Here is a 26,599-nt window from a genome sequence, read left to right as displayed (position 1 = left end):
AAGTAATAACTTGAGCGCGGCATATAGTGGGAATGCCATCGACATCTTTTCGAGTAACGCCCTATTGTGGCGAATGGGACAAGCAGCAAAACGGCCGCTCGCAAAATTGAATTTCAGAGCTGCCCATCTTTAATAGATGTGCCCGAAAGCTTTGAGCAACCACACCCAGCTAACCAAACTCTTTTACTATAAATCGCTGTCTGCGACTAATCGGTAACGTCTCGTTCAATCCCTTGAGATTGACTGTCCAGTGAGGTTCGCCGCCTTTCTCATCGGCAGCTTTTTCAAAACCAACGATCTCGTCTTTAGCCACCAAACAATTGCGGTGGATACGAATGAAACGTGTAGCAAATTCCTTTTCCAGCGCGCCGAGCGATTCTTCAATCAGGTACTCGCGTTCCACTGTGCGCACGGTAACGTATTTCAGCTCAGCACGAAGGTACAGCACTTTTTCGGTGGGAATAAGATGGATCTTGCCACGCTCGCGAATTGCAATATTTTTTCGCGGCTCTGGGGCAAGTTCCTGCAGCTTTTCGCTGCGTAAGGGCAGAGCAGAACGCGTACGCATGAGAGCATCAAACAAACGACCGAGCCGAATAGGTTTAAGGAGATAATCAACGGCATGTAACTCAAAAGCCTGAATAGCGTGAGTCTCAAAAGCTGTCGTAAAAATGATTGCTGGCGGTTTAGGCAACTTATTGAGATGTCGCGCCAACTCAATGCCATCCATTTGCGGCATCCGGATATCTACCAACACCACATCAACTTGTAGTTCGGATAACTTATCCAGCGCCTCGTATCCGTTACCTGCTTCACCCATCAGTTGCAGCGGCAGTTGCTCGACGCAATCGTTAAGCAGATCCTTAAGGCGATTACGTGCAGGCGGCTCGTCATCCACTATAAAAACAGTGAGTGGCATTTCAACATCGGTCACTGGACTCTCCTTAAGACAACACTGAACAATACCCCCTTCTCTTCACGCAAGCGTTTTAACTTTGCCTTTATCACGGAAAGGATGAGATTGTGGGGACTCTTTAACATACGGCAGCTTGATATGCACACGGTAAAAATTCTTGCCAATCTCTACCGTGTAACTTGCATCGGCATTGAATTGCAGTGCTAAACGTTCACGTATATTGCTCAATGCCATTTTGTTGCCTACATGGTGGCTACCTTGTTCCTGACGTGGGTTATACATCTCGCAGTGAATTTCATTGTCTTTGCGATACAGCTTGATATCGACAAACCCGCCCTTGGCCATTGGCTCTATGCCGTGATATACGGCATTTTCAAGTAGCGGCTGCAATATCAGTGGGGGCAGCAGCGCATCATCCGGCATGTTTTCGGTATACCAGTTTACCTTTAGACGGTCACCCAAGCGTAATTGTTCCAGCGCGAGGTACTGACGCGCAAGTGCCACTTCTTGCCGCGCAGGCGCTAGATCACCATCGTGCGACATCGCCATGCGGAACAAGTCGGCCATATCTTCCAATGCAGTCTCAGCACGCTTGGGGTCGGCGCGCATGATACCGAGCACAGCATTAATAGTATTAAACAGGAAATGCGGACGGATACGAGCCTGCAAGGCCTGTAACCGCGCCTCATCCAGAACTGGGGGAGGAACACAGACACGAAATCGAAAATAGGCTAACAAAAGGCCAGCAATTACACTACCGAGCAAGGCGTTACGCCCTGAATAGAAATACCCATGCGCTATGGCGTAAACAAACAGCTGGCTCCCAAAATGATAAATCATCAAAGTGACAGCCATTACCAATAGCAGCACTACAGTGGCGCCCTGCTTGTAAGTCAATCGCTCTAGCCAAGGGTTTAGCATGAACAATAGCGACAAGCACAACAACAACACAGGTTGCAGCAACGTTGAAATGTCTATCATGCACTCGGCAATATTCTGCCAAGATGACGCCTCTGCAATGGCAAGTAACATCACCATGCTATTGACTAGCAGCAGACTCTGCAATATGACACCCCAGCTTCGAAAATTGGGTAACGTATTGGACAGCGTGTTTTGATTTATACTTTGCATCTTTGGCATGACAGAGACATCTCTGTTTATACCGCACATTCTGGACAAGAGACGATGACTATGCAAGACAATAACACCTGGTCGGGACGATTTGCCGAACCAGTTGCAGAATTAGTGAAGCGTTATACAGCTTCGATAGAGTTTGATAAACGACTAGCACCGTTCGATATTCATGCTTCGCTGGCTCATGCGCAGATGCTGGAGGCATGCGGCATCATTGCCGCGCAGGATTTAATTGATATCCGTCGTGGCATGGCACAAATCGAACATGAAATTCTCAATGACGAATTCGCTTGGTCACTGGATCTGGAAGACGTGCATCTTAATATCGAAAAGCGGCTGACCACTCTAGTAGGCGATGCAGGCAAGCGTTTGCATACCGGACGCTCGCGTAACGACCAAGTAGCAACCGATGTGCGCTTATATTTGCGTCACGCCATCGACGACCTGCACGAACTCATTCGCAGTTTGCAATCTGCAATAGTTGATCTTGCCGCACAGCACACACACACAATAATACCTGGCTACACCCATCTACAGGTGGCACAACCGGTGAGTTTCGCGCATCACCTGATGGCATATTTCGAGATGCTAAAGCGCGATGAGGAACGCATCATCGATTGCCGAAAGCGCGTCAACCGCCTGCCACTTGGTGCGGCCGCATTAGCAGGTACCAGCTACCCGATTAAGCGCGAAATGGTGGCAGAGTTACTTGGTTTCGACGGAGTATGTGAAAACTCTCTGGACGCGGTATCCGATCGCGATTTCGCCATCGAGTTTAATTGTTGCGCAGCACTCACCATGACACATTTATCGCGCCTGTCAGAAGAATTGATCCTGTGGATGAACCCACGCTTCGGCTTCATCGACATTGCTGACCGATATTGCACTGGATCTTCCATCATGCCGCAGAAAAAAAATCCTGACGTGCCGGAACTAGTACGCGGCAAGACCGGCCGCGTGAACGGTAATCTGGTAACGTTATTGACTCTGATGAAAGGCCAACCACTGGCCTACAATAAAGATAATCAGGAAGACAAAGAGCCCCTGTTCGATACGGTAGATACACTAACCCAGACATTACGCATCTACGCCGACATGGTAGGCGGCATTACTGTCAAGCCGGCAGCCATGCGCAACGCAGCGTTGCAAGGTTATGCCACGGCCACAGACTTGGCTGATTATCTGGTCAAAAAAGGAATGCCGTTTCGTGATGCACACGAAGCGGTCGCGCTGGCTGTGCGCTTTGCCGAACAGCGAAATTGTGACTTGAGCGATCTAAAACTGGAAGAACTACAACAATTTTCGTCACTTATTGCAAATGACGTCTACTCTGTACTCACTCTGGAAGGTTCGTTAGCCAGCCGCAACCACATCGGCGGCACCGCACCGCAGCAGGTTGAAACGGCCATCGCGCAAGCGCGCAAGCACCTCGCAGGGTCAATTTAAACATTAAAAAGGCGACCTTGCGGTCGCCCAAAAAAAACTCAATACCAAAACCATTGTGCTATGAATGTAGTACTGTCTTCAACTCTCCGTTGTTATACATTTCATTCACGATGTCGCAGCCACCGACGAATTTACCATGCACATAAAGCTGAGGAACAGTCGGCCAATCAGAATACTCCTTGATGCCTTGGCGGATTGCCGGATCAGAGAGCACGTCAACGGTGAAAAAGCTTGTCACGCCGCATGCCCTGAGAGTTTGTACTACATTTGCAGAAAATCCACATTGTGGGGAATCTGCTGTGCCTTTCATATATAACACTACAGGATTGTTGGTTACCTGTTCTTTGATGAGCTCTTGTACGTTCATGTTATAGCCTCTAAAAATTAGTTGAGTGATTCACTGGGTATATTAGCAGCACGTTCATTGCAGGGTCAAGGATTACACAGGTGTCTGGCAAGTTCTTCCGGCTGACATTTTACCTTTGCAGCACAATGCAGGGCGTTGACCTTTGCGTACCGGCGCGCCATCTACAATTTGCTCATACTATGTTGTTGGAAGTTGGCGCATACCTTCAGCCAAAACAACAAAAAACTGCGTGAGATGACGAACGCGGCGATGGTGCAAGATCTATTATTGTAATCATTTTATGCCGTTCTGCAAGGCCTGACCTGGTTGCCTTTTGAGGTGTAGTTTGAGCTCACTATAAGCTTATTAATTTTTGCCATAACGTTACTTTTTATTGATTGCATAACGTTCGCGGTCAGCGGAAATTTGCCCGTTTGACCTCGCTATGTTAAGCAAGCCGTAACTCCTTTAAAGACGCAAATGCATTTCTCCCACTTATATCTGGATTGATGCTCAGCTCAAGAATAGTGACTGTCGGAAGCTCTACCTGGTAATCTTCAGTTTCATTGGTCGCACCTTCAGGGCTGAAGTTCCACTGCTGCCTTATAATTTCTTGGTACGATTGACCACCATCCGGAGACCAACGCAAATCATATTCTTGCGTACGCTCAATCTCTAACTCTTCAAATTTCAACCTGATCCATCGGAGCCTCTGAGGATTGTCGAAGAGAATCCTGATCATCTGTTTTCCTTGACTTGAGGCACGCCACCCCGAGACTTTACCGGGTAGCAGTGCGGATTCGATAGGAAATGCTTCCTCCTCTGAAGTGACTTCAACTACCGAAATTTTTTCTAGATCTAGCCAGTGATGATCAGAATTAAACTTTTTTTTGTCATCTGTACTAATAATTTTTTTACGCATCAGGATGCCTTCCAAATTTAAACAAGCTCGATAAATACTATTAACTTTTTAACGCCTTGCTAAATGGAGCGCAAGTTCACCGATTACTGTTAACGAGTGGCTTTCAAGCCCCTAGCAACGGCAGATGCTTTACTTTGTGATAGGTAAGGGCAGCCGAATACAATTTTTCGTTCGTGTGGGTAGTCGATTGAGGTGCCAATCTGAATAAAATCGCTCGATTACCCTCGAACTTGAATATATCCGAATAAAGTTCACGAAGGGTGCCTAAGTGCTTAGTATTGCAATTGCAATAGCTCGCTGAGCCATTTTGGCGCCAACCTAACTTGATTGCACTGCCTGTTTTAGTGATGTAGCTTGGCTCTCCCCACTTGAGCGTTTCCAAGATGCGTCTCCCCTCAAATAACGCTGCACTCAGCCGTCACGTTTATTGGTCGGCTGAAGCGCAGTGTTATTTGTTAGCTCTCTGGTGGCGCATATTGAGCAAAGACTTCCTCGCCCGTCATTTCCTTGGTCTTATTTCCGAAATGATAGTAAGACGGTTTGGAGTCAATAAATATCTGGTGATCAAATACTAATGGTATATCGGTATCGAATAACCCAACAGGCATAATATATTGGTTCGGCTCCAATAATCGATAATACAAGTGACTTCCACATTTATTGCAAAAAGCGCGTTCGGCCCATTCAGAAGACTTGTATACCGAAATATTTTCTCGGCCTTCGAATAAAACATCGGTTCCACAATCTACGACTAACAATGGGCCACCGGTCCATTTTTGACACATACCACAATGGCAAGCTCCTACCTCGCTGCTTATGCTTTTGAACAACATCTTCACCGCACCGCAGAGACAACTCCCTTTCCCTTCATGCACATCTGTCATGATTAACTCCCAAATTCATTAACCCATGTTTACACATAATGCTTCAATCAGCCGTCGCGTTAGCGGCCGGTTGCATTGACTTGTTTAAGCCTAATTTACTACTTGATAATTTGCTTCTGGCCATAACTCATTAATTTCTTCTGCTTGTTGCTGAGAATTAAATTTTTCCCAAGTAATACCATTGACATCCTTTTCCTCACTAAAACCAGAAGCCGAATTGTCTTCCCAGCCTAAGTGCCTTAGTTGACCAGGAGGGCATTCAGGATCTTGGCGAATTGAAAAGTTTAATGTGTCGGTTCTCCAAAGTGCATATTCATTTAAAACAAATGAACATGGCTCCGCGCCTAGACGAACACTATAATCTTTTATCGACTCCTCTATATTATCTGTGGAGATAGCTATATGCAGCTTCTTCATTACCTTCCTTTATAGTTTTAACGCGCCATAGCAAGAAAGGTGACAGGTCTCAACATTGTTCAGACAACGCGCTTGGCGAAGCATTTTTTATGCTCTGCACATTGACTTTATAAAACTTATAATTCTCACCGAACGGTATTAAGATCTACCTCCAAGTTGTTATCATTCTGGGCTAATTATTTCTTCTCTTTCAGCCATTCCGGTCACGAATTCAACTCGCTTTATTCGAGTTTTGCAAGTCACTCTTGAGTTTGTTGCTTGCTGTGCAAAGGTCCTGGAGAATATAATGCTTTAAGCAAGATCAAATTTCTACAAAGCAAAATAAACTAATCCGCACATAACTCAACCGCCTAAATGGCAACAATTATGGAGGTGTTTAATGACAACGCCTAATGCCATAAGCACTAATAACCATAGCGTTCATCAAGAAACACTGTGCGAATTTTATCAAGCAACTCGTCAGCAATCGGAGCAACTGATCGCACATTTAAGTGACGAGGATTGTTTATTGCAGTCGATGCCTGATACGAGTCCAGCAAAGTGGCATCTGGCACATACTTCATGGTTTTTTGAATCTTTTATTCTTTTGCCGCACGGAACCAAAGCAGCTAACCCGGCCTTTCAAGTTTTATTTAATTCTTATTACAACGGTATTGGCGAGCAATTCAGTCGTCCACAGCGCGGCATACTATCGCGCCCGAGCTTGCAAGAGGTCATCGAATATCGCAGTTATATTGATAGCGAAATGCAAAATTTGTTAACACAACAGACAAATGATATCGCTATAAACGCATGTACAGAGCTAGGTATTCACCATGAGAAACAGCACCAAGAACTGTTACTAATGGATATCAAACACGCCTTCTCGGCAAATCCGTTGTACCCGAGTTATAGCGATGGTCAAGTGGCCCCAACCGCAAACCAATCAACACCACCTTTACAGTGGATAGAGTTTACCCGCGGCATTTATCCAATAGGCGCCAAAGAATGTGAATTTGCCTACGACAATGAACGTCCTTACCACCAACAATTAGTTTACGACTTTAAAATTGCATCACGCCCAAGTACGAATGGCGAGTTTCTAGAATTTATTTTGGCAGACGGCTACACGCAAGCCGAGCACTGGCTATCGGATGGTTGGGCACAACTTAAAGAATCTCATGCGAACATGCCGCTTTATTGGAGGCTTATTGATAACGAATGGTACGAATTCACTTTACATGGTTTACAAAAACTAAATTTAGCAGCACCTGTATGCCATATTAATTACTACGAAGCCTGTGCTTTTGCGAGCTGGCGTGGAAAAAGGTTACCCAGTGAATTCGAATGGGAAGTGGCGAGCAGGCAATGCACTGACTCAGCGCATTATTACACTCACAATCGACTTCATCCACAAGCACTTTGCAGCCCATTCTCACAAACAATCGCTAGCGATTCACAATTAAAGTGTATGTTTGGCACATGCTGGGAATGGACTAGTAGTGCATATGCACCCTACCCGGGCTTTAAGCCTCTGCCAGGCGCCGCTGGTGAATATAATGGCAAATTTATGAGCAACCAATACGTCTTACGTGGCGGCTCATGTTTGTCTCCACATCTGCATATTCGCGCCTCATATCGAAATTTTTTCTATGCCAACCAAGCGTGGATGATGAGCGGTATTCGGCTTGCCGAGGATTTGAAATGAAACAGACCGCAACGCTTAAAAATGTGAGCCCTATAGACGAAGCAATGTTAGAAGATATTGTTACGGGTTTGAGCCAAACACAAAAAACGCTTCCCTGTAAATATTTCTACAATGATATAGGTTCGAAACTTTTTGAAGAGATTACCCAACTAGATGAATACTATGTAACGCGTGCTGAACTTGCTATTTTAGATTTGCATATTGAAGAGATACAGCAGCGTCTACAAAACCTTACTGCTATTATTGAACCAGGTTCTGGTGCGGGCATTAAGATCCAAAAACTTTTGAGTGCATGCAGCAACATTGAACAATTTATCCTCCTTGAGATCTCACCAGAAATTTTAAATGCATCGGCCAAAACCATTCAAGAGAAATTCCCTTCGTTAAATGTACGCTCCCTTATCGGTGACTTTACTAACGAAGCGCTAATTTTAAAGCTGATCAAAGAAGAAAAACTTAATCAAACATCAAATCTAATATTTTTCCCTGGTTCAACCATTGGTAATTTCTCAAGTGAAAAAGTCCCTGAAATACTTCATACCTTTAAAAAACTCAGTGGAAATAATGGAAAAATATTAATAGGCTTTGATTTACTCAAAGATAAAGAACGACTCATTGCGGCTTATAGCGATAGCAAAGGTATTACAGCTCAGTTTAATAAAAATATTCTATCGCGTATTAATGATGAACTCGATGCAGACTTTGATGTGAACTCCGGATTCTCACATCTTGCTATTTATAATGAAAACAAGGCCCGCATTGAGATGCATCTGGCTTCCACGCGAGACCAAAGCGTAACGTGTGCCGACAAAATATTTCATTTCGCCAAAGGTGAAACAATTCACACTGAAAGCTCTCATAAATACTCAATTGAGTCTTTTTCAAAACTTGCAAAAAATGCAAACCTTAACATTGAAGCCTATTGGACGGACCCAGAGAATCAATTCGCACTTATTTTGCTCGTCCAGGAATAGTGTGCAGGTAAAGCAAACCTCACTTTCCACATAAATTCAAACTCTATAATACAATCAGTGTGTTAGACATGCAATGGATTACACACAGAGGAAGGACGCAGGCCTTTCAATCATGCCATTCTGAATAAATACCCATTATTGATGACGCACTATGCTAGATGTTTAGCGCAAAACTCAGCAACACTCGTTTACCTGAATCAATTTTAGATACACTGTGCTCGTACATATCTGGACGAAATAAATAAACGCGATTAAACAAATTTACAATGCATTTTGAACACTTAAACACACCACCGGCTTGAGGCTTTATAAGTACAAAATTTAGCTTGTAATAACGACCATGTTGCACGTGGTCAATATGGTTCATTACACTATGGTTGGTAGGATAAGTTACAAAATTTATAGAAAATATACTGCTACTAAAAATTGCTTTATTCGTTACTTTGGCAATCATATTCGCTCCAATGATTTTACTTGCAGCATTAATTCAGAACATCACAAGTACAATAAAATGGAATTGGGGTATATCCAACCACAATACAACTTGTAACGAAAATGCTTAACTTAGCCATACTCGTGCTGCGAACAATAACCGTAACTTACAATTTTTTTGGGCCTGGTGTGGCAATGCAAGGCTGACCATTGCAAATGGTCGAGTTACGGCTCGCTAGGTTTGCGTTTGCAAATCTAAGGCTCGGTGTGGTTACATGTCTCTATACCAATTTGTAAGCATAGAAATCACCTGGAACTTACCAAAAAAGGTGCACAAACGTGATATTTGACTGAAAATCAGGCAACCCACAAGTTTCTATAGTATATATTCTTTTGTTTTTAATGTTTGGCTTACCAAACTCCATTCAGTTATCCGTAGCACGAAAGAAGTCATGTCTTGCACATCATGCGATTCTGAATGCTCATACTATAAGTGCGAGAATTGTAATATTTTTATACTGCGCCGTAAGACCTAACTCCGTTGCGTTGCAGATTTAACCTGCTCACCGCCATTGTGCATCTGATTTGAACGATGTGCTATGCATACGAATCCAACTTAACAAACACTTGATCCCTACCATTTCCCTTTGCCAAATATAGTGACTCGTCGGCAATTCTAATAAGATCATCCTTATTGTCGTTCTTGTTTGGATGTATTGACGCCAAACCGATGCTTGCAGTCAAGGTGGGGAGTGTTGGAGAGTTTTCATTTGGAATATTTAGTGAACGAATTGCACGCTGTAGTTCTATGACCAAGACTACGGCTTGATCCCTATTTGTATTTCCATACACGACTGCAAATTCCTCGCCGCCGTACCGAGCGCATAAATCACCAGGTCTTTTATGGAAACTTTTTAGTACGCTGCTAACTGATTTCAAACATTCATCTCCTGCTTGGTGTCCGTAGGAATCGTTTAACAATTTAAAATAATCAAGATCAATTATCGCAAGTGAGATTGGCGCGCCAATGCGAACGCAGCGGCGCCATTCCATATCAAAGAATTCATCAAAATATCGGCGATTCGGAAGACCCGTAAGATCATCAATACGTGACAGGTACAGCATTTTTTCTTCGGCAAGTTTTCTTTCCGTAATATTATGATGAGAAATCACAAAACACTTACACTCCTCCATAATATCCAAAGGCATAACGCGCATCAAAAACCACCGCTTCTCGTCTGGACTATGGCATGGGTATTCAAAGTAAAAACATTCTGCTTCGGCTTCTATCACAGACCGAATTCCATTTACAGCCTTGATAGCAAAATCATCACCCATGGCAGTCGCCTTATCACATTCGTTTAAATAATTAACGTCATACCATGCGTTGTCAATTAAACATGCATTCTTTTTTGCAAAAGAAAGCCAACTCTTGTTTACATATAAAATATTGCCTGTGTGATTTATTACGACGATATGCTCGGTGATTGTATCGAGAACGGATTTTAAGAGACCGTATGATTCCATCATCCGTAACGTAAAGCAGACATCCTGAAACCTGCCGATAAAAGCACGTTCGATGTGTAGAGTCTAAAAATATCAACGTAGTACATGGTTTTGATACGGTACGAAAATTTCGCACACCCTGATTTTTCTGATAAAAACGACATCAATGCACCTCCTAAATTGCTTGATCAAGTATGCGATACGTTGCGGATGAATTATTATGCTATCCGAACTGAGCAAAGCTATCTGTACCGGATTAAACGTTATATTTACTTCCACGGCAAGGTCTCTGCTTCAACCAAAAACCAAGCGAAATCGGCGTTGTTGTTCTTATACTGCGAGATGTTGGAAATCAAAATGCCGTGGTTGGGCAACGTCACATGAGCAAAGCCCCGACAAATTACCCGTTGCCTTAACGGTGAATACAGGAAGAAGGCAGGTCTGGCAATCATACTATTCCGAGTGCCTTACCATTAATGGCGGCATTGCAATCTATTCATGCCATATTGCAAAACCTGCCCCAGTTGCGCTAGGAAGGAAAAAGAAACTTAGGATTTGAAATTAACAGTTAATGTGAAAATTGAACTGCCTCTATTAGGCGACCACCTCCATCTGAAACTACTTTCATAAAAGCCTCGCAAACATCACTATCGTAAAGCTGTTTATTTGTAGTAATTTCTCCAATAACAGCCTGTAATCCAAGAGCCTTCCTATAAGGACGAGGATTTATCATCGCATCAGTTACATCTGCGACTGCTAGAATTCGTGCGCCTAAACAAATTTCTTGGCCAGCAAGCCCTTTAGGATAACCACTACCATCCATTCTTTCATGATGCTGCAAAACCATATCAAGGATTGGCCAAGGAAAATCTATACCCGTTAATATTTCCTCAGCTCTCTTGGCATGAGTTTTTATTAATGTAAATTCTTCGTGATTAAGCTTTCCGTACTTTGATAATAACTCTTTGGGTATAGCAAACTTGCCAATATCATGTATCTGGCCAGCAACTCTGACTCCTTCAACTTCAAATGCACTCAGCTCCATTTGTTGCCCAATCAAACGAGCTATCACCGCAACATTATGTTGATGATGGACTGTATAAGTATCGTTAGCGGCCATGATTAACGACATATTACGAACCAGTTGATATAAAAAAGCATTATCTTTTATATGGTTTTCCATTTTCCACCTTACTGACTTACAGTTATAAGAAAATAAGCATCTATCAGACCATCAACTATCTCACATTCTCATTTCGTCTTTCATGGCCCCATAACAAATAGCCTTAACCTGCTGCTCCACCCAAATTTGTTTAAGTCGCACCCTATATTAGCGGTAGATAAACCTTGTCAGCGTGCGGGATGGGGCACAGAGTTGCATTTTTGATACATTGCAAGACCTGCTCTTTTGCCACCTGTTATGTTGCAGCCCGTTCGATTACGGACAATTTTTCATAGCCGATGCATTGTTTAACGACACTCGACGTTCTTTAGCAGTTTTTAGTGCCGCATCCTTTTCCATAGTGTTGCCAATTCCTAAGTCACCAAGAAAACTAAGGACGGAAAGGCCGCTGAATTCAGCACCCTCAGCAACCTGAAGCTCGAAAGCATCGATCTTTGATATTTCAATTTTTATGTCTTCGCACGAATAAGATTTTATCTCGTGGCCAGTGGCTGGCTGCATTCGGCCGTACCGTTTGGTTGCACACGCGCTCGCCAAAAGAACAATGCAAGCAAATAGAATGAGTTGCTTATGTTTCATTACGATCTCCCTTATTCTCCCAACGTTATCGATTTTGTTACTTCCGTCGAACGAATAGCTTTTACCTGACACCCCGCTCCAACTGGCTGAACCCGCGTCCCATTATCGGCAGATATTTGTTGAACTGAATCCTACGGAGAGCGGAACCGATGGGGATTGTATGGACTTGCGGCGGGTCGTCAACTGTGTGATCGGAGAGGGCGAGAGCCAGTTCTCTACTCTACCCGTTGCGTCCTGCATAAAATCGATCGAAAAAGTGTGACTAATATAGATCAAGCTGGCTGACCTTGATCTGAATCTGTGTGTTGATGCTTATTGTTTAATACTTAACGGTTTACCTTGTATGCCGGCATAAAAAACAATTATTTCTGCTGGCTCACTTCCTTCGTTCTTGCCGTAATGCCACTTATTCACAACTTCAACAATAGTGTCACCAGCTTTTAAGTGTAATGTAGCACCATCTTCCGCCACTACAGTTAACTCGCCATGTAATAACAATCCAGCGTTTATCACTGGATGTTTATGTAAGGGTAATTCTGTACCTGGAGGAATTGTGATTCTCAGTATTGATACTTCTGGTTTTCCTTTTGCATAATCTGGTAATTCTTTGCCATCCCAGCTAGCAATTGCTTTTGTAAGCACCTCAATTTCGATTTCATTTAACTTTTTCGCCGAAGCGCAATTTAACAGCAATAAATTTAAGCACATTCCATAGATTATGCCTTTCATTGAATCCATATACTTTCCTTAGCTTGAGGTACTTATAATGTATTTATTGCGCACTAAAATTCCTCTCAGATTCACTCTCGCCTGATACTCTTAAACTGAGTGGGTACCGCCATGCATCTCACTTTGCGAGATTATTCAAGAACCATTTTCTATTATCTTTTGGATCTATATAAAGCGATTCCCCACCAGATTCATCAACACCCTTAACCCGCGTCCTGTATTGGCAGCAGACAAACCTTGTTGGGGTAAATGGGCCCGCCAAACAAACGGTTCAGATCGTGGCTCGCTTCAAGATCACAGTCTAACCTTACCCGTTATGCGTATAAGCTATTACGACAGTACAAAACACTAAGCCAAATCAAATATTACTGTCTTCGAGATTCTTTTCGCTCACGCTCATATTGATCATATGATTTATTAGCGTTGTGCATACACTCATCATACTGAGAAGATGGTGGAAGTTTAGAGCACTCAAATCTTTTGCTAGACTGGAAACCTTCATAGGCTCCTCTGCTCGAACAACCAGCTGTAATAAGTAACATCACAATTACGAGCTTCACTATCATTATTTCATCCTGATTTTACTATTGCCTGACGTTGCTCATAACTGGGCGAACGTAGCGGGAATTGTTTTATGCTAGATTTTTTTAGGATAAAACTAGCGCCGTGGAGCTTAATCCGAGTTGATACGCCTCCTTATATCCATATCGCCTCAGTCAGACAAATAGTACTCAACTGTAGAAACGACCCTAACTTTCTTGATATGTGGATTATTTTTGTCCCTGGCGGTTATGCTGAACTGACCTTGTGTAGCCTTTCTGATTTTACCCAGGGTACTTTTTGAGTCTGATGCAAATTTTTCTGCAACTTCTCGTGCTTTGCGGGTGGCCTCTTCAATCATTTCTGGCTTTATCTCGTTAAGGCGAGAAAACAAATACTCAGTTTGAGACTGATAGTTCCCACCTGTAAAAACAATTCCCTGTTTACCCAGCTCCGATAGTTCACCCATTACTTTTCTAACGGAATCGATATCACTAGAGTAAACAGTTACCGTTTGAATCGCGGTGTATCGAAATTCGGCCTTAGTCTGACTTCCGTATTGCTGAGCAGATTTATCAGTGATTGAAGGTGTAGTAAATGATATCTCCTTTTTATCAAACCCCTTACCCGCTAAAAACTCACTTATCTTTGTCGTATTTCCATCTATAGCTTCATATAAATCTTCAAGTTTATTGCCAGCAGCCGTAAATTGTATTGGCCATATAACAACATCGGCTCCAAACTCTTTTTCGGACAAACCTTTTACAGTTACTGTTCGTTCATATTCTTTGAACTTAATCGCCGAATTTCCCAGTAAATAGCCAAGAGAAGTCAACCCAAGAAATATGAATACACCAAGAACTAGCGAGTTTAATTTACTTTCTAGCGCCATTTAAACCTCCTTAAGGGTATTACGCAGATCTCACCTGCACATTTTGCGGAGAGCGGTTAGTTGTGTCATTAAAATGTTGCAAATTGCCTGATATCTGGTACTGGCTGAATCCACTTGCTGTTCACTCACTATGCTCTTCGAATAAGGCTACATCGATAGATTTAAAAATGAAACAGGATTTTCCTTGCATTCGATTTTTCAGGCCAGAGAATATATCTTTAAGTAAGTCAGGGAAAACATAGCCCGACATTAAGTGAAAGCTGACATAGTTTTTGTTTACCTGTACAGACCCAATCTTTGAATAAGGCGCTTGCAGACTGTCGGACTTAAAGAATAGTAGCGAAAATTTAGCTGAGCGCGCGATAAGTGTGCGCCAAATTTAAATCGAATCTGACTCTAGTTTTGTTGCAATTACAAACTCGGCAACTACTGCAGCTTAGCCCGCAGCACGGCGATGGCCTCGGCGCGCTGCGCCCCATCCGTGTGGAGCTCCCAGTGCAACCCTCGATATCGGTTGAGCAGATATGCGGCCAGGTCGGCGATCTGGTAATTATCCGCCGACTGCAATGTAGCTGCCTCACTGCCCTTGAAGTGCAACTCTGCGTTTTCGTCGAGGAGCGGTACGAGTGCCTCCTCACCCCCCTCGGACAGAGTCAGCATTAGCTTGCCGAGTCGCCCGATAAACTGGCCTGGGGGTCCCCAACGATTGTGTGTGGTGTCGTTGCGCATCGCCGTCACGAGCGCCTCGGCGACGGCGCGGCTGGCTAACGTCGAGCTTCGTTTGTGCGGTCACAACAGAATTCGGCCCCTGCTGCATAATGTGGACAAGTTCGTGAGCAATGAGCCGATCGCCCTCCTGGTCGCCCGGTCGATACTGCCCTGGCGCGAAATGGATGTCGCCGCCGACTGTGAATGCGCGCGCATTCAGATTCTGCGCCGCATGTTGTGATTTACTGCCCGTGTGGATGCGGACACCGCCCAAGTCCGCGCCAATGACCCTCTCGACCCGACCCCGGAGCGCCTGCGGCACTGCATGGCTTCCGCCGACGCCCGCATGACTATTGATCTGGCGAATTCGGCCGTGGTATGAACCGGCATCTGTCTAAAATTGTGAGCAGAGCGAGCATTTCCAGTCGTAGTAGAGTCTCCTGGTGCATTTGCCGCTCTTGCTTCTAATTGCTGTTGTACAGCTTGATCCCCACTCGTCGGCTGTAAGTTAAAAATCGAGTTCGCCTCACGGTTCCGCCCAAAGTGGGCCGGGAATATCGTGGGCTTAGTAGGCATTGTCAGCAAAGTTGCCTTCGGTTTCTCTGTAAAAGTGCGCATTGTTAGTCTCACCCAGCCCGTGTATTTTGCGGGCAACATAATTTAATTGTCAGGCCTCATTCAGTGAATGAACAAATGATTTCGTAAGCATGGCTGCAGGAACCTCTTTGCATCCTGACACGTTCTGTCCAGCCCATAATGGCGAAAAATCGGTGCTCCCTTGGCTTTCGGCTTTCCTCCTTAATGGAGCAATAGCAGTTGCAGCCAAAGGGAATGCAGGCGCGATCACATTACACGGCCCTAATTCCCGCATAAGGCGATTGACAATTGCGCGCGCAGGGCGGCCACTAAAGAGATTTGTGACCGCTGTAACATTCGCTGCATCGCTCTTCAACGCCGCGCGGTGTAAATTGCTAGTTTTGGCTTCCGGACAAAGCAAGTAAGCAGTTCCGATTTGAACGCCTGCAGCGCCGAGCACCAATGCTGCTGCTACACCATTCGCGTCTGCTATCCCACCTGCTGCTATGACAGGGACTTTCACAGCCCTCACTATCTGTGGCACTAACGCGAAGGTTCCTGCTTGGGCATTGAGATCATCGGAAAGAAACATACCGCGATGGCCACCCGCCTCAAGCCCCTGCGCAATAATGGCATCCACGCCTTTTGCTTGTAGCCAGAGTGCTTCCTCCACTGTCGTTGCCGAAGACAGAATTTTAGCGCCCCAACTACGCACCTTAGCCAACATATCAGCGGGCGGCAATCCAAAGTGAAAGCTCACAACTGGAGGCTCAAATTCAGCCAATACCTCAACTGCTTCCCAGCTAATTGAAAGCCTGCCTGGAGTGGAAATCGATGCAACGTCGTTGATGATGCCGTACTCGTCAAAGTATGGCGAAACTGTGGCCCTCCAAGCTTCCTCGCGAGAGGAGTTCGGCTCTGGCTCTGCATGGCAAAAAAAATTCACGTTGAATGGACAAGTAGTGTGCTTTCGAATGAGCTGCAACTCCTGACGCAGGACATCCAGGCTGAGCGTTGCGCAGGGAAGTGAGCCAAGACCTCCTGCATTGCAGACAGCAATAGCAAGCTCGCTGCCTGCTACACCCGCCATGGGAGCTTGAATGATTGGTAGTTGAATTCTCAGAAGTTGTTGCAGGTTCATTCTTACCCCCTGGCGGCCTGTCGGACTTATAGAAGCGTAGCGAAACTTTAGCTGAGCGAGGCGTAATTATGACAATTTTGCAGGGCAATTGTTATTCTATTGCCAAAAAATGCGCCTAAATAGTCACCGCTCAGCTCAATTTGCAGCCGATTTCATTTCAGTCCGTCAGGCCGACAAGTACAAGCTGTGTTGATTTGAGCGACAAATAAAATCTCGGAATTGGACCTACCGTGAAGCTAAGGAGCTGCGCGCTTTTTCGCAGCCCCGCTTGAGCGCAGGTTTAAGCTGGCGCGTGAATGCAAGACCATATGCCTTAACCACCGCACAATGAGTAACGCGGCAAAAACTGCAGGCAAAATCACATACAAGTGCTCGGGTTCGAGCATGTAGTGAAGCGCCGAACGTACCCACTGGGGATTGCCATGACCTTCGTGAGCAAACACTGGCGCCGCCATGAACAATAAAATGAGCGAGGGAAGCACACGATATGCTGTTTTCATAGAACCATCTCCTATTCCATTCTGTGGATCGGTTTGAATCGCGCCATATCGCATCCACTTTAATTTTGTTTGGTAGTGGAATTATGGCAGAGCAAGAAGTACATTCTTTAGCGAATTCAGGTTTTTCTACAGACTCAACGTTATTGCTGAGGTGCAGCTACGAACGTCATCGAGTGCGGTTACCTCCAGCGACCGGCTATGCCTCTTCAAGAAATATGTGATCCCAAGGGCCGTATTCACCTACCCCCTCTTTTCTTACTATCCAACCATTTCTGATGTAGAACTCTCGGGCCTTGTTATTGCATCGGTCACATTTGAGAGAAAGGGGTAATCCGAATTTCTCTTTGCATACCCTGATAAGGCTGCTACCAATTCCCCGCCCTTGATACTCCGGGGACACGTACAAATGATGGAGAAAGTTTTCAGCCTCCCATACGGATACAAACCCCAAAATCCTAAGCTCGCAATTAGCTACTAAAATAACTTCGCCTTCGATTTGCTTCTCAAAATTGTCCCACGACGTATCCTCTAAGAGATAACAACCCGCACTCTTCCGCGCCGAATTGTAAATTCCAATTAATGCAGAGGAATCCTTCTCCACAAAGGGATGAATCTGAAACGTCTCGCTCTGCATAACGTGATTCGAATCAAGTACAGATTGACATGCTCCGCCTCTAAAGTTTCTTGCTGAGTGATGCGCGCTCATTTTGGATCTCTCCTGAACTGACAGCTGAAAGATTGAATCCTGAAAAACTGCTCTATGCCGCCGCAAATGTAGCTCGTCGTCGTCCACCTCAACGTCTTCAGTTATGCGGCGAACGTCAGCTACGCTTCGCTCAATATCACGAAACTAGCCACGAAAAATCACGCGGTCAGGCCTACACTGGCATCACCCATCCTATTTTCCGCTTGTTTCACGGCTCTGCTCACGGTGGCATAACTCACACCAAAATATTCACCCACTTGGGTGAGCGTATAGTGCCCACTCCAATACACTTAGACAGGCTTTGGTCGCGGGTTTGATATTAATAATTAGGGGCGGAGTAATAATAGTTACAAAAGAAAACAGACATTGCCAATCAATAATACTCTGACCTTAATTATTCAGTCGCAAGTTCGTTGAGGGTCTGGGCCCCTCGGCGGCATCCCATTCCCAGAGACAAGATCTAATTCATATGCATTATCTGAATTTCTGGAAGACACGCGGATCAATCGCCGCAGCGCCGATCATGCCACCCGATAGCGCTCCAGCGATCCCAGGGCTCATAACGTCCTGGCCCGCCAAGAATAGACCTGGAACAGGCGTGCGAGCGTTGAGTGCGCCTGACAACATCCGGCGTGGGGTCGTTTCGACGCCATAGAACCCGCCCTTCTCGTGGCCGGTGAATGAGGCGGTTGCGAGTGGAGTACCAACTTCGCGAAAGACGACAAGCGGTGCCAATGCCGGGAACTTCTCCACGAAGAACCTCATCATCTTGGACTCGATACTCTGCTTGAATGCATCCCACTTGTCGGCGCGCGCCGCAGCACCTTCAGCCGCAAATTCGGCCACCGACGACCAATCCGCAAAAACCAGCATTTCACCGGTGTGTTTGCTCGATGGTCCTGGATCATGAGCGGGGTCCTTGAGAGATGGTAACGAGACGAACATCATCAGAATTGGCCCACCGTCTGCCGCTGCCCATATACCGTCATTGGTGTCCCAACTTTCGTAAAACCAGTGGTTTGAGCGTGTCGCTCCGTGTCGGGCGATGTCACCCTCGAAACCTAGAAAGACCTCGAAGTGACAGATCGACGGCTTAAAAGTGGCTATCTCACAAGCCCAGTGCTGTTCGCGAATCTCCTCCGGTAGCAGGTGCTTCACGGTTTCGCCGGCTCCGATCGCCGAGACAATGAAAGGCGCGTTGATTTCTTCGCCGGATCGGGTGCGCACGCCTATGGCTTTGCCATCTTCAAGTAATATCTCGCTGACCGACGTCCTGGCTCGGGCGCTGCCGCCCGCCGCTTCGATCACGGGAATAAGCCCCCTTGCGATGGCAGCGGCACCGCCCACGGGGTAGGCGGCTCCTCCGAGATAGTGTCCCATGATGGTGGCGTGAATGGCGAAACTCGCTTCTTTCGGTTTGCCACCATAGGTGCCCCACTGCGCCGACAACACCGCGGCGAGCTTTGGGTTACTGATGAGTTCCGAGATGACCTCTCCAGTAGTGCGACTGCACCAGCGCTGGATCTTCCTCTTATTCCACCAGTGATGCGCGGAACGGAACGGCTCGGGCATGGCTCGCTCGGCACCAACCATGTGGCTGGCTTCTTCCGCAGACAGCAACGCCTCGAAGTAGGCATCGATTTCAGCAACATTGTCGGGAAACCGGTCTTTGAGCTCCATCTTGTAAGCTGAAGCCGGGCGCCCAACGGAAATCTCGAATCCATCCGGGAAATGCAACGTGTCGTAGACGGTACCTACTGAGCGAAACTCGATTGTTCCGCCACTGAGCCAGTCCAAAATCCGGCCCGCTAACTGGTCGTGGCCGAATGTGCCGCAATAGTGGAGGCCGACATCCCAGGTGAATCCATTGCGAGTGAAAGCATGAGTCAGCCCGCCAATCGTCTGCGCTTGCTCAAGAAGCAAAACTTTGTGATCCAGCCGGGAAAGCGCAGCGGCCGTCGTCATTCCGCCCATGCCGGACCCGATGACAATGACATCAAACTCGTTTGTAGACGTTTTAGCTTTCATACGACGGCACTCCTCTTCTGCTTAGTATGCCTGTCAACCATACCCGTAACCGATCGCTTTTAGCCGAAAACAGACATTTGCATTTCATCTCCAGATTCACGTCTCAACATATGCAATTCCACCGCATAATGTCGCAAATCACCGGCAAATTTCCGTGAGAATTTGCCCTGTTATGTGCTTTCCTTTCCGTAGTGCAAAATTTACCCTCTACCCAGATTATTCCAAAGTCACCAACAAGCTTATACCCATAAGCTATTATGTTCAATTCTTCACAAAAAACAACGGGATTAGGTCTTTTCGCTTGCACTTAAGGGTTGAGTTCGGGAATGCTCAAACATGTCATTTAAAGGGGAGCACTTCATGAAACTTACCACTTGCAGTTAGGCAAGGCGGAGTATCACTTTTTACCAACTTTTACATCTACCAGCCCATTTTTTGCAAACACCTCACTTACTGACTGAATTATTTGCTCAAAAACCTGGTCTGGATTCTCATGATTTAAAAGTTCGGCCCGAACTTCAAAAACAAATTCTGAAGTTTGGACCAATTGCACACGTTGAGCACTTTCATGTTCTAAATCAAAAGTTAAATGTGACAGAGTGACATCTCCCACTCGAACTACTGTTGCTTGCCGTCCCTCAATTTGAAAACTTCTAAATGGCGAACCACATGCACAAGGGGCACGATAAAACCGCAAGCGATCACCAATATCATAGCGAATAAAAGGCTGAACATGATTTGAAAGTACAGTTAACAACGCCGTGCTGGATAATTCCCCATCCGAAACAGGTTGTTTATTTTCATCTACTGCTTCTAATATGACCCAATCTTCAAGTACATGTTTACGGCCACAATCGCACTCATAGGCCATGAAAAGACACTCTGTACAAGCATAAGTATCACGAATGCCAAGCTCAAGTGAAGGGAATGCTTTTTCAACACGTTTACGAAGCTCGGGCGTGAATGTTTCGCCGGCAATCCTGATAAGTTTAGGCTCGATTCCTAAACGACCAACTTCTTGCTCTCTTGTCAAAATCTCCAGCATACTTGGATAAGTCACTATAGAAGCTATCTGTCCAATCCCAATAATCTGTTTTACCGTTTTTTCGATCGGTTGGCCTACCGGAATATGAATTGATTGTTTTGCCAGTCGAGGAGCTAAATGTTGCATAAGCTTACCAAGTCCAGCGCCAGCAAAATGACCATCCCCACCCGAAATCGCCAGATTAGCACCTGTTTTTTGAATTTTATCGGTCATCATTGATTGACGAAAAAGCCGTGCCAAGGCAAGGCCATAGACAAACTCAAGTACAGATGATGGAAGCACGACTACCGCAGGCTCCCCTGAAGTTCCAGTAGTTCTAAACACGGCATATTGGCCAATCGGAACGCCAATGTTATCCATATTGCTCATATGTTCTCTTACTTGAGCAAGAGTTAAAAAACGATCAGTGAGCCAATTATCAAATTCACCCATGAGATCGCTCTTAGACGTTACAGGAAGATCGGTTAGCGAAATAAGATTTGTATCAGGCAAATGAGCATAAAGTTTATTAAAATACGGAGACTTTTTACGGGCCGTTTGCATAAGGCGCCGGAGGTTTTTAAGCTGTTTGGCTTCAATCCTTTTACGACCACCCCAAGCCGTCCAAATGCCTCCTATAAAGTATCCAAATGTTCGAATTAAGCTAAACTTCATGCAAATAACCTCTAACGTTCCTCAGTCTTATAACGTTTCAAGTTGAGCGACACCTCTAAACCACGGTGTCAGGCCTCACATTTAACATTAGCCATCCTGTTTTCCGCTTGTTTCACTGCTATGCTCATGGTGGCATAACTCACACCACTATATTCACCCACTTAGGCGAGCGTATAGTGCCCACTCCAATATGCCTAGGTCAGGCTTTGGTCGCAGGTTTGATATCGCTCAGCAAAATAGCTCAATGGTTTTACGGGTGCCTGTTTTTGCTTTTTGGGTATGTCTTTAAGCGATTCTTCGAGGTTAAGCTTGCATTGAATGTTATTTACAAATTCGTCATCACCCAGAAAAATCTGATTTTTTAACTGTTGCCGGGGTGACGGCTGCCCTTTGCCTTCTCACGAAACAAATCACTGCCTAGCGGCGTTCCTGTCTGTCATGCTTCTCGAATCCGTTTAAGATGATTAAAAGAGCTTTGACCCGAATGGTACTGAATAACGCGCTGGCCTGAGAGTTGGCCTGCACCCGTTGTTGAACAGCTGCCACAGTGCTTCGTACAGACGTCGAAGAAAAGTGAGCAGTTGTTGCAGTTCTCGAATGTTCGTTTTGGCGAACAACGCGGCGACGGATGGCTACGCATTTCTTGAGCTTACGGAAGTCATCGCTGCTTGGAACGTAGACGCCATTCAAATATTCGGGTAACCCTCAGCACTACCGCAATTAACAGCAACACTATATAAACAGATGATATCGAGAAAAGCACCTTTCTTAAAATCATGTTCCTACAACCTAACGTCCCGGCTTAGACGCGCGCGCTTTGTGCGCGTCGAACTGGAGCCGCTTGTTAACTGCCTTATTTCTATTGGGCAGGCTTATGAAATTCGATGACATTTTCATCCGGGTCTCGTATGAAAAAGAAATTCGCTCCTTCAAGTTCTACTTTTTCTGTAATAGCTATTCCATGATTTAAAAGCTGTTCCTCGACAGCATTGGTATTTGTAATCTCTAGAGCGATATGAGTGTAACCCGTGTGTTTATCTGGAGTATCCATCAAGACATTACTAGGTGTCTCATCCGTAGAATTTAGAATAAAGTTGATATTCACACCAGATGGATGTTCCATTATTGCAACAGGTTCCGAGCCAACTGGTCCAACAAGAAATACAAATCCTAGCTTTTCATAAAACTGTCTGGACGTTCTAAGATCCTTTACTCTCAGTCCAATATGGTTAATTCGAGTAATTTCTTTCATAAATACTTCCTATTGTTTGAAGGCAGTTAACGCTTGGGCTCAGGGTCGGCAAAAAGCGCAGCTTTTTGACGTCCCTTGGAGCCCCTTGTTATGAGCGTACGTTGCTTAATACTGTCGCGTAACTATTCCAATCAACTGCTGGCACCGTTCCCATTGACTGAAGCTGTTGAAGCAGACGAAAGACAAAGTAAATCAGTGAATTTTCTCCATCTCTGACTACTAACTCTCCATCGTATAAATCAAACGCGCCCGAGCTTAACCCTACTCCGCAATCAATCCCTCTGCTATTTTCTAAAGTTTTCAATACACTTCGGAAAGCTTCGGCATTAAGCTCTTTGCTCCAGCTAACTGCTGGAGCTACGATTCCAGCAATTATTGGAAAATGAGGTTTCGCAGGAAACTCTCCTCCCGCGTGTCTAATAGGTATCGAGGTCCTGTGCAAAGCACGAACCGATTTCGCCTTATCACCCGCGTATTCCAGGTATTCTTTATCGATTTTTGGTTTTACCTCTAGTACTGCATAGACAGCTTCTGCAGGTACGAACCGGTGGTTTTTTTGATCTAGAAGAGTCGGCGTGTATTGATTATCAAAAATCACCACATCTATCTGGTGGCTCGTTTTTCCCTCGCTATCGATCACAATTGCAGAATCCACCTCGTAGCGTTTTGGGAGGTACCGCCTCAGCAGATCTATAAAATGTCTTTCATTTATGGAGCCGGCAGTACCGTTATGAGGGATAGAGGAAGAAGCTAGGCTAATTTCGAGCGCAAGGACTTGCTCTTCTGCCGCGAAAGCATTCCTTAAAAATGAAGCACCATCAGCCATCGATTCTTTTTTTGCACGATTTTTTGCCATCACCAAATAACCTGATCGTATGTCGGCTTTGCCCGAGATATTCCAGCTTGTCGTCCTATTGCCCTTTTTTGCGCCAATGCAAGATCGTCAGAGATGATGTTGTTTGTGTTCGCTGGATCGATGAATCGGGCACGTTCAAAACCATCTCTCAAATAATCCAAAACTAAACTCAGATTGCTTGCTACGTTTCCAACTCTTGCGTTCCGAAGAGCCTCAATTACCACTAATTCAAGGTGGATGGAGGGGAACTCGATACCGTGGAGGCTACGCCATATTTTTACCGCGCGAATCTCCTCTAATCGCCGACTTTTCGAGACTAATCCTATATGGGTTTGAATATTTGTTTTTGTCCAGGTTTTTGACCTATCTTTCCATAGACTGTGATCATTCCCATTAGGCGATTGCCGTCGTCCTGGTACTAGATCGATTTTAAAACCGTTCACGCTTGTTCCCAATGAAACATTCTGGCGTTTAACCGGATAGCCGGCTGACGCTACAGCATTGCAGAGAGTGTTGTAGATATTCTCTAGAGTATCTGGAGTGGAAGAGGACAGAGATATAAAAATGTCGGCATCGGTACTTATTGTTACCGCAGTCCCCTTGCTAAGAGAACCTGAAAATTCCGCGCACACCAAAAAATTTCCTGCCCAGCGCTGTATAATTGGGTACAAGAAATTCCCTGCAGCCTTCGCACCTGCAACATTCACAGCGTACTTGGCAAGCACTGCCCTTATGTAATTATCTGCTGGCATCCATTCCTCTCAAATCATGTTTAGTCTTGCTCATAACGTCAAGTAGTCGCCCTAAAAAATGCCGATAAAAGCACCTTCGAGGTGTATCACCTCAAAATATCAATGTAGAACATTGCTTTAATCGGATGTGAAAATTCCGCACACTCTTAACTTTCCGATAAGAACGGCATGAATACGCCCCCAAATTGCTAGATCAAACGCGATAAGTTACGGGTGAAGCACTATGCTACCTGAACCAAACAATGTTATGTGGACTGGATTAAACGTTATATTTACTTCCACGGCAAGACACCCGAAAAATTTAGCTGCGCAGGATATCGAGGAGTTTCTGACGCATCTTGCCGCTGTGGGCAAGGTCTCCGCTTCAGCCCAAAACCAAGCGAAATCGGCGTTGTTAATTTTTTATATTGTTAGGTATCGGAAATCAAATTACTGTGGTTAGATAGCGTCATACAAGCCAAAGCTTCGAAAGAATTACCAATCATCTCAACCCTGAACGAGGTGCTATTTTATTAAACCGAGCAATGTAAATAGGGGCAGAAATGAAACGACTTAAAACTATTTTTTTAGGGATTCCGCTTCTGTTGTTACAAGCATGCGGGACAACTACACCACTGGGAGCGAGGCATCAGCCATCTGGCTTAAATACTCAGTTTAATAGCGGCCAATTGACGTTTTCGGAATACGTGGCAGATAGCCGCGCCATGATTACAAAAGTACGTTCTGGAAGTAGTGGGGCCGAGATGGAAAAGGTGCTCGATGGCAATGCGCCTTTTGAATTAAAGCCGGCAGAGAGTTGCCAAAAAGGAGGTGAGAAACCTTATCGACGCGGCGTTCTGCTTACCCATGGTTTGACCGATGCTCCTTATTCCATGCACGCACTGGCTTCTTTTTTTCAGGAAAACTGTTTCCGTGTCATGGCAGTGTTGTTACCTGGACACGGCACGCAGCCGGGGGACTTGCTGGATGTAACATGGCAGGAGTGGGCAAAGGCGGTAGCTTATGGCACCGACCAGCTCGCCACCGAGGCTGATGAAATCTATCTGGCAGGGTTTTCTACCGGTGGCACGCTAAGCATTAACCAGGCATTGAAAGACGATCGAGTACGTGGATTGTTCCTTTATGCTCCGGCTTTAAAAGTTACGCCATTGGCTGCCTTGGCCAATATACATAAAATTTACAGTTGGTTGATGCCATCAGCAAAGTGGGTCAGCATCATGCCTGACAAGGCTATTTACAGATACGAGTCGTTCACTAAAAATGCCGCTGCCCAGATATATGGGTTGACGCAGGAAGTGCAATCTCAGCTGGATAAGCACGTGCTGAAAATTCCCGTGTTTACTGCTGTCAGTCAGGACGACACGACGGTTTATACTTCGGCCACTTTAGATTTTATGGCTCATTCGCGACATGATTCCAATAAACTGGTGCTTTATACGGTCGACACTAATAAATTTCCGCCCGATATTCCAGCAGAACAAGTGGAGTTGGTAAACAGCGTTTTTCCTGAACAGAAAATATTAAGTGCTGCACATACTTCTATTACCTTGCCTTTAGATGATGCGTACTATGGAATGATGGGAGAGTATTCAAATTGCATACACTATTATCCAGATGAAATTAAAAAATACGATGCTTGCAACCAAAATTCAGAACAAGTTTTGCTGGGTGAGTTAACCGAAGACAACCTTAAAGCCGGGACTTTACGCCGTTTAATGGCTAACCCAAATTTTTCAACGCTTAAAATATCCATGAAAAAGTTTATTGATAGCTTGCCATGATCGTAGCAAGAGG

The 26,599-nt window shown here is 45.2% G+C and carries 28 protein-coding genes; 7 read left to right on the top strand and 21 right to left on the bottom strand.

Annotated elements, in window-relative coordinates:
- Nucleotides 1-169 precede the first annotated feature (169 nt).
- A complete protein-coding gene (locus MJ770_RS01830) occupies nucleotides 170-919 on the bottom strand; it encodes a LytR/AlgR family response regulator transcription factor (RefSeq protein WP_239249986.1) in 750 nt (249 codons plus the stop codon).
- Nucleotides 920-976: 57 nt separating this feature from the next.
- Nucleotides 977-2,056, bottom strand: a complete 1,080-nt coding sequence (locus MJ770_RS01825) for a sensor histidine kinase (protein WP_239249846.1) — start codon at nucleotides 2,054-2,056, stop codon at nucleotides 977-979.
- Nucleotides 2,057-2,101: 45 nt separating this feature from the next.
- Here MJ770_RS01825 and argH point away from each other — a divergent pair, with 45 nt between their 5' ends.
- On the top strand, nucleotides 2,102-3,496 hold the full coding sequence (gene argH / locus MJ770_RS01820) for an argininosuccinate lyase (protein ID WP_445083114.1): 1,395 nt from the start codon (nucleotides 2,102-2,104) through the stop codon (nucleotides 3,494-3,496).
- A 58-nt stretch (nucleotides 3,497-3,554) separates the two neighbouring features.
- Here the strand turns inward: argH and grxD are convergent, their stop codons facing one another.
- From grxD to MJ770_RS01800, 4 genes are all read right to left on the bottom strand, one after another.
- Complete coding sequence (gene grxD / locus MJ770_RS01815; RefSeq protein ID WP_239249842.1) at nucleotides 3,555-3,863, bottom strand: Grx4 family monothiol glutaredoxin; 309 nt, start codon at nucleotides 3,861-3,863, stop codon at nucleotides 3,555-3,557.
- A 427-nt stretch (nucleotides 3,864-4,290) separates the two neighbouring features.
- Nucleotides 4,291-4,764 (bottom strand): hypothetical protein, encoded by a 474-nt coding sequence (locus MJ770_RS01810; protein WP_239249840.1) that lies wholly within the window; start codon nucleotides 4,762-4,764, stop codon nucleotides 4,291-4,293.
- 455 nt (nucleotides 4,765-5,219) lie between these two features.
- Entirely contained in the window at nucleotides 5,220-5,648 is a 429-nt protein-coding gene (locus MJ770_RS01805; RefSeq protein WP_239249838.1) for a GFA family protein, read from the bottom strand.
- Nucleotides 5,649-5,738: 90 nt separating this feature from the next.
- Nucleotides 5,739-6,065: a hypothetical protein gene (locus tag MJ770_RS01800; protein WP_239249836.1), complete on the bottom strand. Its 327-nt coding sequence runs from the start codon at nucleotides 6,063-6,065 to the stop codon at nucleotides 5,739-5,741.
- A gap of 379 nt (nucleotides 6,066-6,444) precedes the next feature.
- On the opposite strand from MJ770_RS01800, the gene egtB reads away from it, so the two are divergent.
- Entirely contained in the window at nucleotides 6,445-7,752 is a 1,308-nt protein-coding gene (gene egtB, locus MJ770_RS01795; protein ID WP_239249834.1) for an ergothioneine biosynthesis protein EgtB, read from the top strand.
- Nucleotides 7,749-8,726: an L-histidine N(alpha)-methyltransferase gene (gene egtD, locus MJ770_RS01790; protein WP_239249832.1), complete on the top strand. Its 978-nt coding sequence runs from the start codon at nucleotides 7,749-7,751 to the stop codon at nucleotides 8,724-8,726. The genes egtB and egtD overlap by 4 nt, the downstream gene beginning before the upstream one ends.
- A gap of 1,029 nt (nucleotides 8,727-9,755) precedes the next feature.
- Here the strand turns inward: egtD and MJ770_RS01785 are convergent.
- Nucleotides 9,756-10,688, bottom strand: coding sequence for a sensor domain-containing diguanylate cyclase (locus MJ770_RS01785; protein WP_239249830.1), 933 nt, complete (start codon nucleotides 10,686-10,688; stop codon nucleotides 9,756-9,758).
- Nucleotides 10,689-10,769: 81 nt separating this feature from the next.
- Here MJ770_RS01785 and MJ770_RS15470 point away from each other — a divergent pair, with 81 nt between their 5' ends.
- Nucleotides 10,770-11,048, top strand: a complete 279-nt coding sequence (locus tag MJ770_RS15470) for a phage integrase N-terminal SAM-like domain-containing protein (protein ID WP_320412208.1) — start codon at nucleotides 10,770-10,772, stop codon at nucleotides 11,046-11,048.
- A gap of 184 nt (nucleotides 11,049-11,232) precedes the next feature.
- On the opposite strand, the gene MJ770_RS01775 is transcribed toward MJ770_RS15470, so the two are convergent.
- The 9 genes from MJ770_RS01775 to MJ770_RS01735 all read right to left on the bottom strand — a co-directional run bounded on the left by MJ770_RS01775 (nucleotide 11,233) and on the right by MJ770_RS01735 (nucleotide 18,218).
- The gene (locus MJ770_RS01775; protein ID WP_239249828.1) at nucleotides 11,233-11,847 is read right to left on the bottom strand and encodes an HD-GYP domain-containing protein; all 615 of its coding nucleotides are present in this window, start codon (nucleotides 11,845-11,847) and stop codon (nucleotides 11,233-11,235) included.
- 255 nt (nucleotides 11,848-12,102) lie between these two features.
- Nucleotides 12,103-12,426, bottom strand: coding sequence for a hypothetical protein (locus MJ770_RS01770; protein ID WP_239249826.1), 324 nt, complete (start codon nucleotides 12,424-12,426; stop codon nucleotides 12,103-12,105).
- A gap of 312 nt (nucleotides 12,427-12,738) precedes the next feature.
- Entirely contained in the window at nucleotides 12,739-13,164 is a 426-nt protein-coding gene (locus tag MJ770_RS01765) for a cupin domain-containing protein (protein ID WP_239249824.1), read from the bottom strand.
- Nucleotides 13,165-13,867: 703 nt separating this feature from the next.
- Nucleotides 13,868-14,587 carry an SIMPL domain-containing protein gene (locus tag MJ770_RS01760; RefSeq protein WP_239249822.1) on the bottom strand — a complete coding sequence of 240 codons (720 nt, stop codon included), beginning with the start codon at nucleotides 14,585-14,587 and terminating at the stop codon, nucleotides 13,868-13,870.
- A gap of 426 nt (nucleotides 14,588-15,013) precedes the next feature.
- Nucleotides 15,014-15,247 carry a hypothetical protein gene (locus MJ770_RS01755; RefSeq protein WP_239249820.1) on the bottom strand — a complete coding sequence of 78 codons (234 nt, stop codon included), beginning with the start codon at nucleotides 15,245-15,247 and terminating at the stop codon, nucleotides 15,014-15,016.
- Nucleotides 15,222-15,617: an eCIS core domain-containing protein gene (locus tag MJ770_RS01750; protein ID WP_239249818.1), complete on the bottom strand. Its 396-nt coding sequence runs from the start codon at nucleotides 15,615-15,617 to the stop codon at nucleotides 15,222-15,224. The genes MJ770_RS01755 and MJ770_RS01750 overlap by 26 nt, the downstream gene beginning before the upstream one ends.
- A gap of 345 nt (nucleotides 15,618-15,962) precedes the next feature.
- Nucleotides 15,963-17,012, bottom strand: a complete 1,050-nt coding sequence (locus MJ770_RS01745) for an NAD(P)H-dependent flavin oxidoreductase (RefSeq protein ID WP_239249816.1) — start codon at nucleotides 17,010-17,012, stop codon at nucleotides 15,963-15,965.
- A gap of 236 nt (nucleotides 17,013-17,248) precedes the next feature.
- Nucleotides 17,249-17,512 (bottom strand): hypothetical protein, encoded by a 264-nt coding sequence (locus tag MJ770_RS01740; protein ID WP_239249814.1) that lies wholly within the window; start codon nucleotides 17,510-17,512, stop codon nucleotides 17,249-17,251.
- 196 nt (nucleotides 17,513-17,708) lie between these two features.
- Nucleotides 17,709-18,218 carry a GNAT family N-acetyltransferase gene (locus MJ770_RS01735; RefSeq protein WP_239249812.1) on the bottom strand — a complete coding sequence of 170 codons (510 nt, stop codon included), beginning with the start codon at nucleotides 18,216-18,218 and terminating at the stop codon, nucleotides 17,709-17,711.
- Between the two features lie 32 nt (nucleotides 18,219-18,250).
- Here MJ770_RS01735 and MJ770_RS01730 point away from each other — a divergent pair, with 32 nt between their 5' ends.
- Nucleotides 18,251-18,535, top strand: a complete 285-nt coding sequence (locus MJ770_RS01730) for a hypothetical protein (RefSeq protein WP_239249810.1) — start codon at nucleotides 18,251-18,253, stop codon at nucleotides 18,533-18,535.
- 157 nt (nucleotides 18,536-18,692) lie between these two features.
- Here the strand turns inward: MJ770_RS01730 and MJ770_RS01725 are convergent, their stop codons facing one another.
- From MJ770_RS01725 to MJ770_RS01705, 5 genes are all read right to left on the bottom strand, one after another.
- Nucleotides 18,693-20,246, bottom strand: a complete 1,554-nt coding sequence (locus MJ770_RS01725) for a phytoene desaturase family protein (RefSeq protein WP_239249808.1) — start codon at nucleotides 20,244-20,246, stop codon at nucleotides 18,693-18,695.
- Between the two features lie 397 nt (nucleotides 20,247-20,643).
- On the bottom strand, nucleotides 20,644-21,945 hold the full coding sequence (locus MJ770_RS01720) for a phenylacetate--CoA ligase family protein (protein WP_239249807.1): 1,302 nt from the start codon (nucleotides 21,943-21,945) through the stop codon (nucleotides 20,644-20,646).
- Between the two features lie 859 nt (nucleotides 21,946-22,804).
- Nucleotides 22,805-23,197, bottom strand: coding sequence for a VOC family protein (locus MJ770_RS01715; protein WP_239249805.1), 393 nt, complete (start codon nucleotides 23,195-23,197; stop codon nucleotides 22,805-22,807).
- 88 nt (nucleotides 23,198-23,285) lie between these two features.
- The gene (locus MJ770_RS01710; RefSeq protein WP_239249803.1) at nucleotides 23,286-24,053 is read right to left on the bottom strand and encodes a DUF6602 domain-containing protein; all 768 of its coding nucleotides are present in this window, start codon (nucleotides 24,051-24,053) and stop codon (nucleotides 23,286-23,288) included.
- A complete protein-coding gene (locus MJ770_RS01705; protein WP_239249801.1) occupies nucleotides 24,053-24,805 on the bottom strand; it encodes a hypothetical protein in 753 nt (250 codons plus the stop codon). Before MJ770_RS01705 ends, MJ770_RS01710 begins: the two co-directional genes overlap by 1 nt.
- 223 nt (nucleotides 24,806-25,028) lie before the next feature.
- Between MJ770_RS01705 and MJ770_RS15540 the strand changes: the two genes are divergently transcribed.
- Entirely contained in the window at nucleotides 25,029-25,247 is a 219-nt protein-coding gene (locus MJ770_RS15540) for a phage integrase N-terminal SAM-like domain-containing protein (protein WP_445083113.1), read from the top strand.
- 100 nt (nucleotides 25,248-25,347) lie between these two features.
- Nucleotides 25,348-26,586, top strand: coding sequence for an alpha/beta hydrolase (locus MJ770_RS01700; protein WP_239249799.1), 1,239 nt, complete (start codon nucleotides 25,348-25,350; stop codon nucleotides 26,584-26,586).
- Nucleotides 26,587-26,599: the final 13 nt, after the last annotated feature.

It is taken from the genome of Candidatus Nitrotoga sp. M5, assembly GCF_927904885.1.
In the GTDB taxonomy this organism is placed as follows: Bacteria; Pseudomonadota; Gammaproteobacteria; order Burkholderiales; family Gallionellaceae; genus Nitrotoga.
Note: the sequence above shows the minus strand (reverse complement) of the source record. Positions and strands in the feature narration are given on the sequence as shown.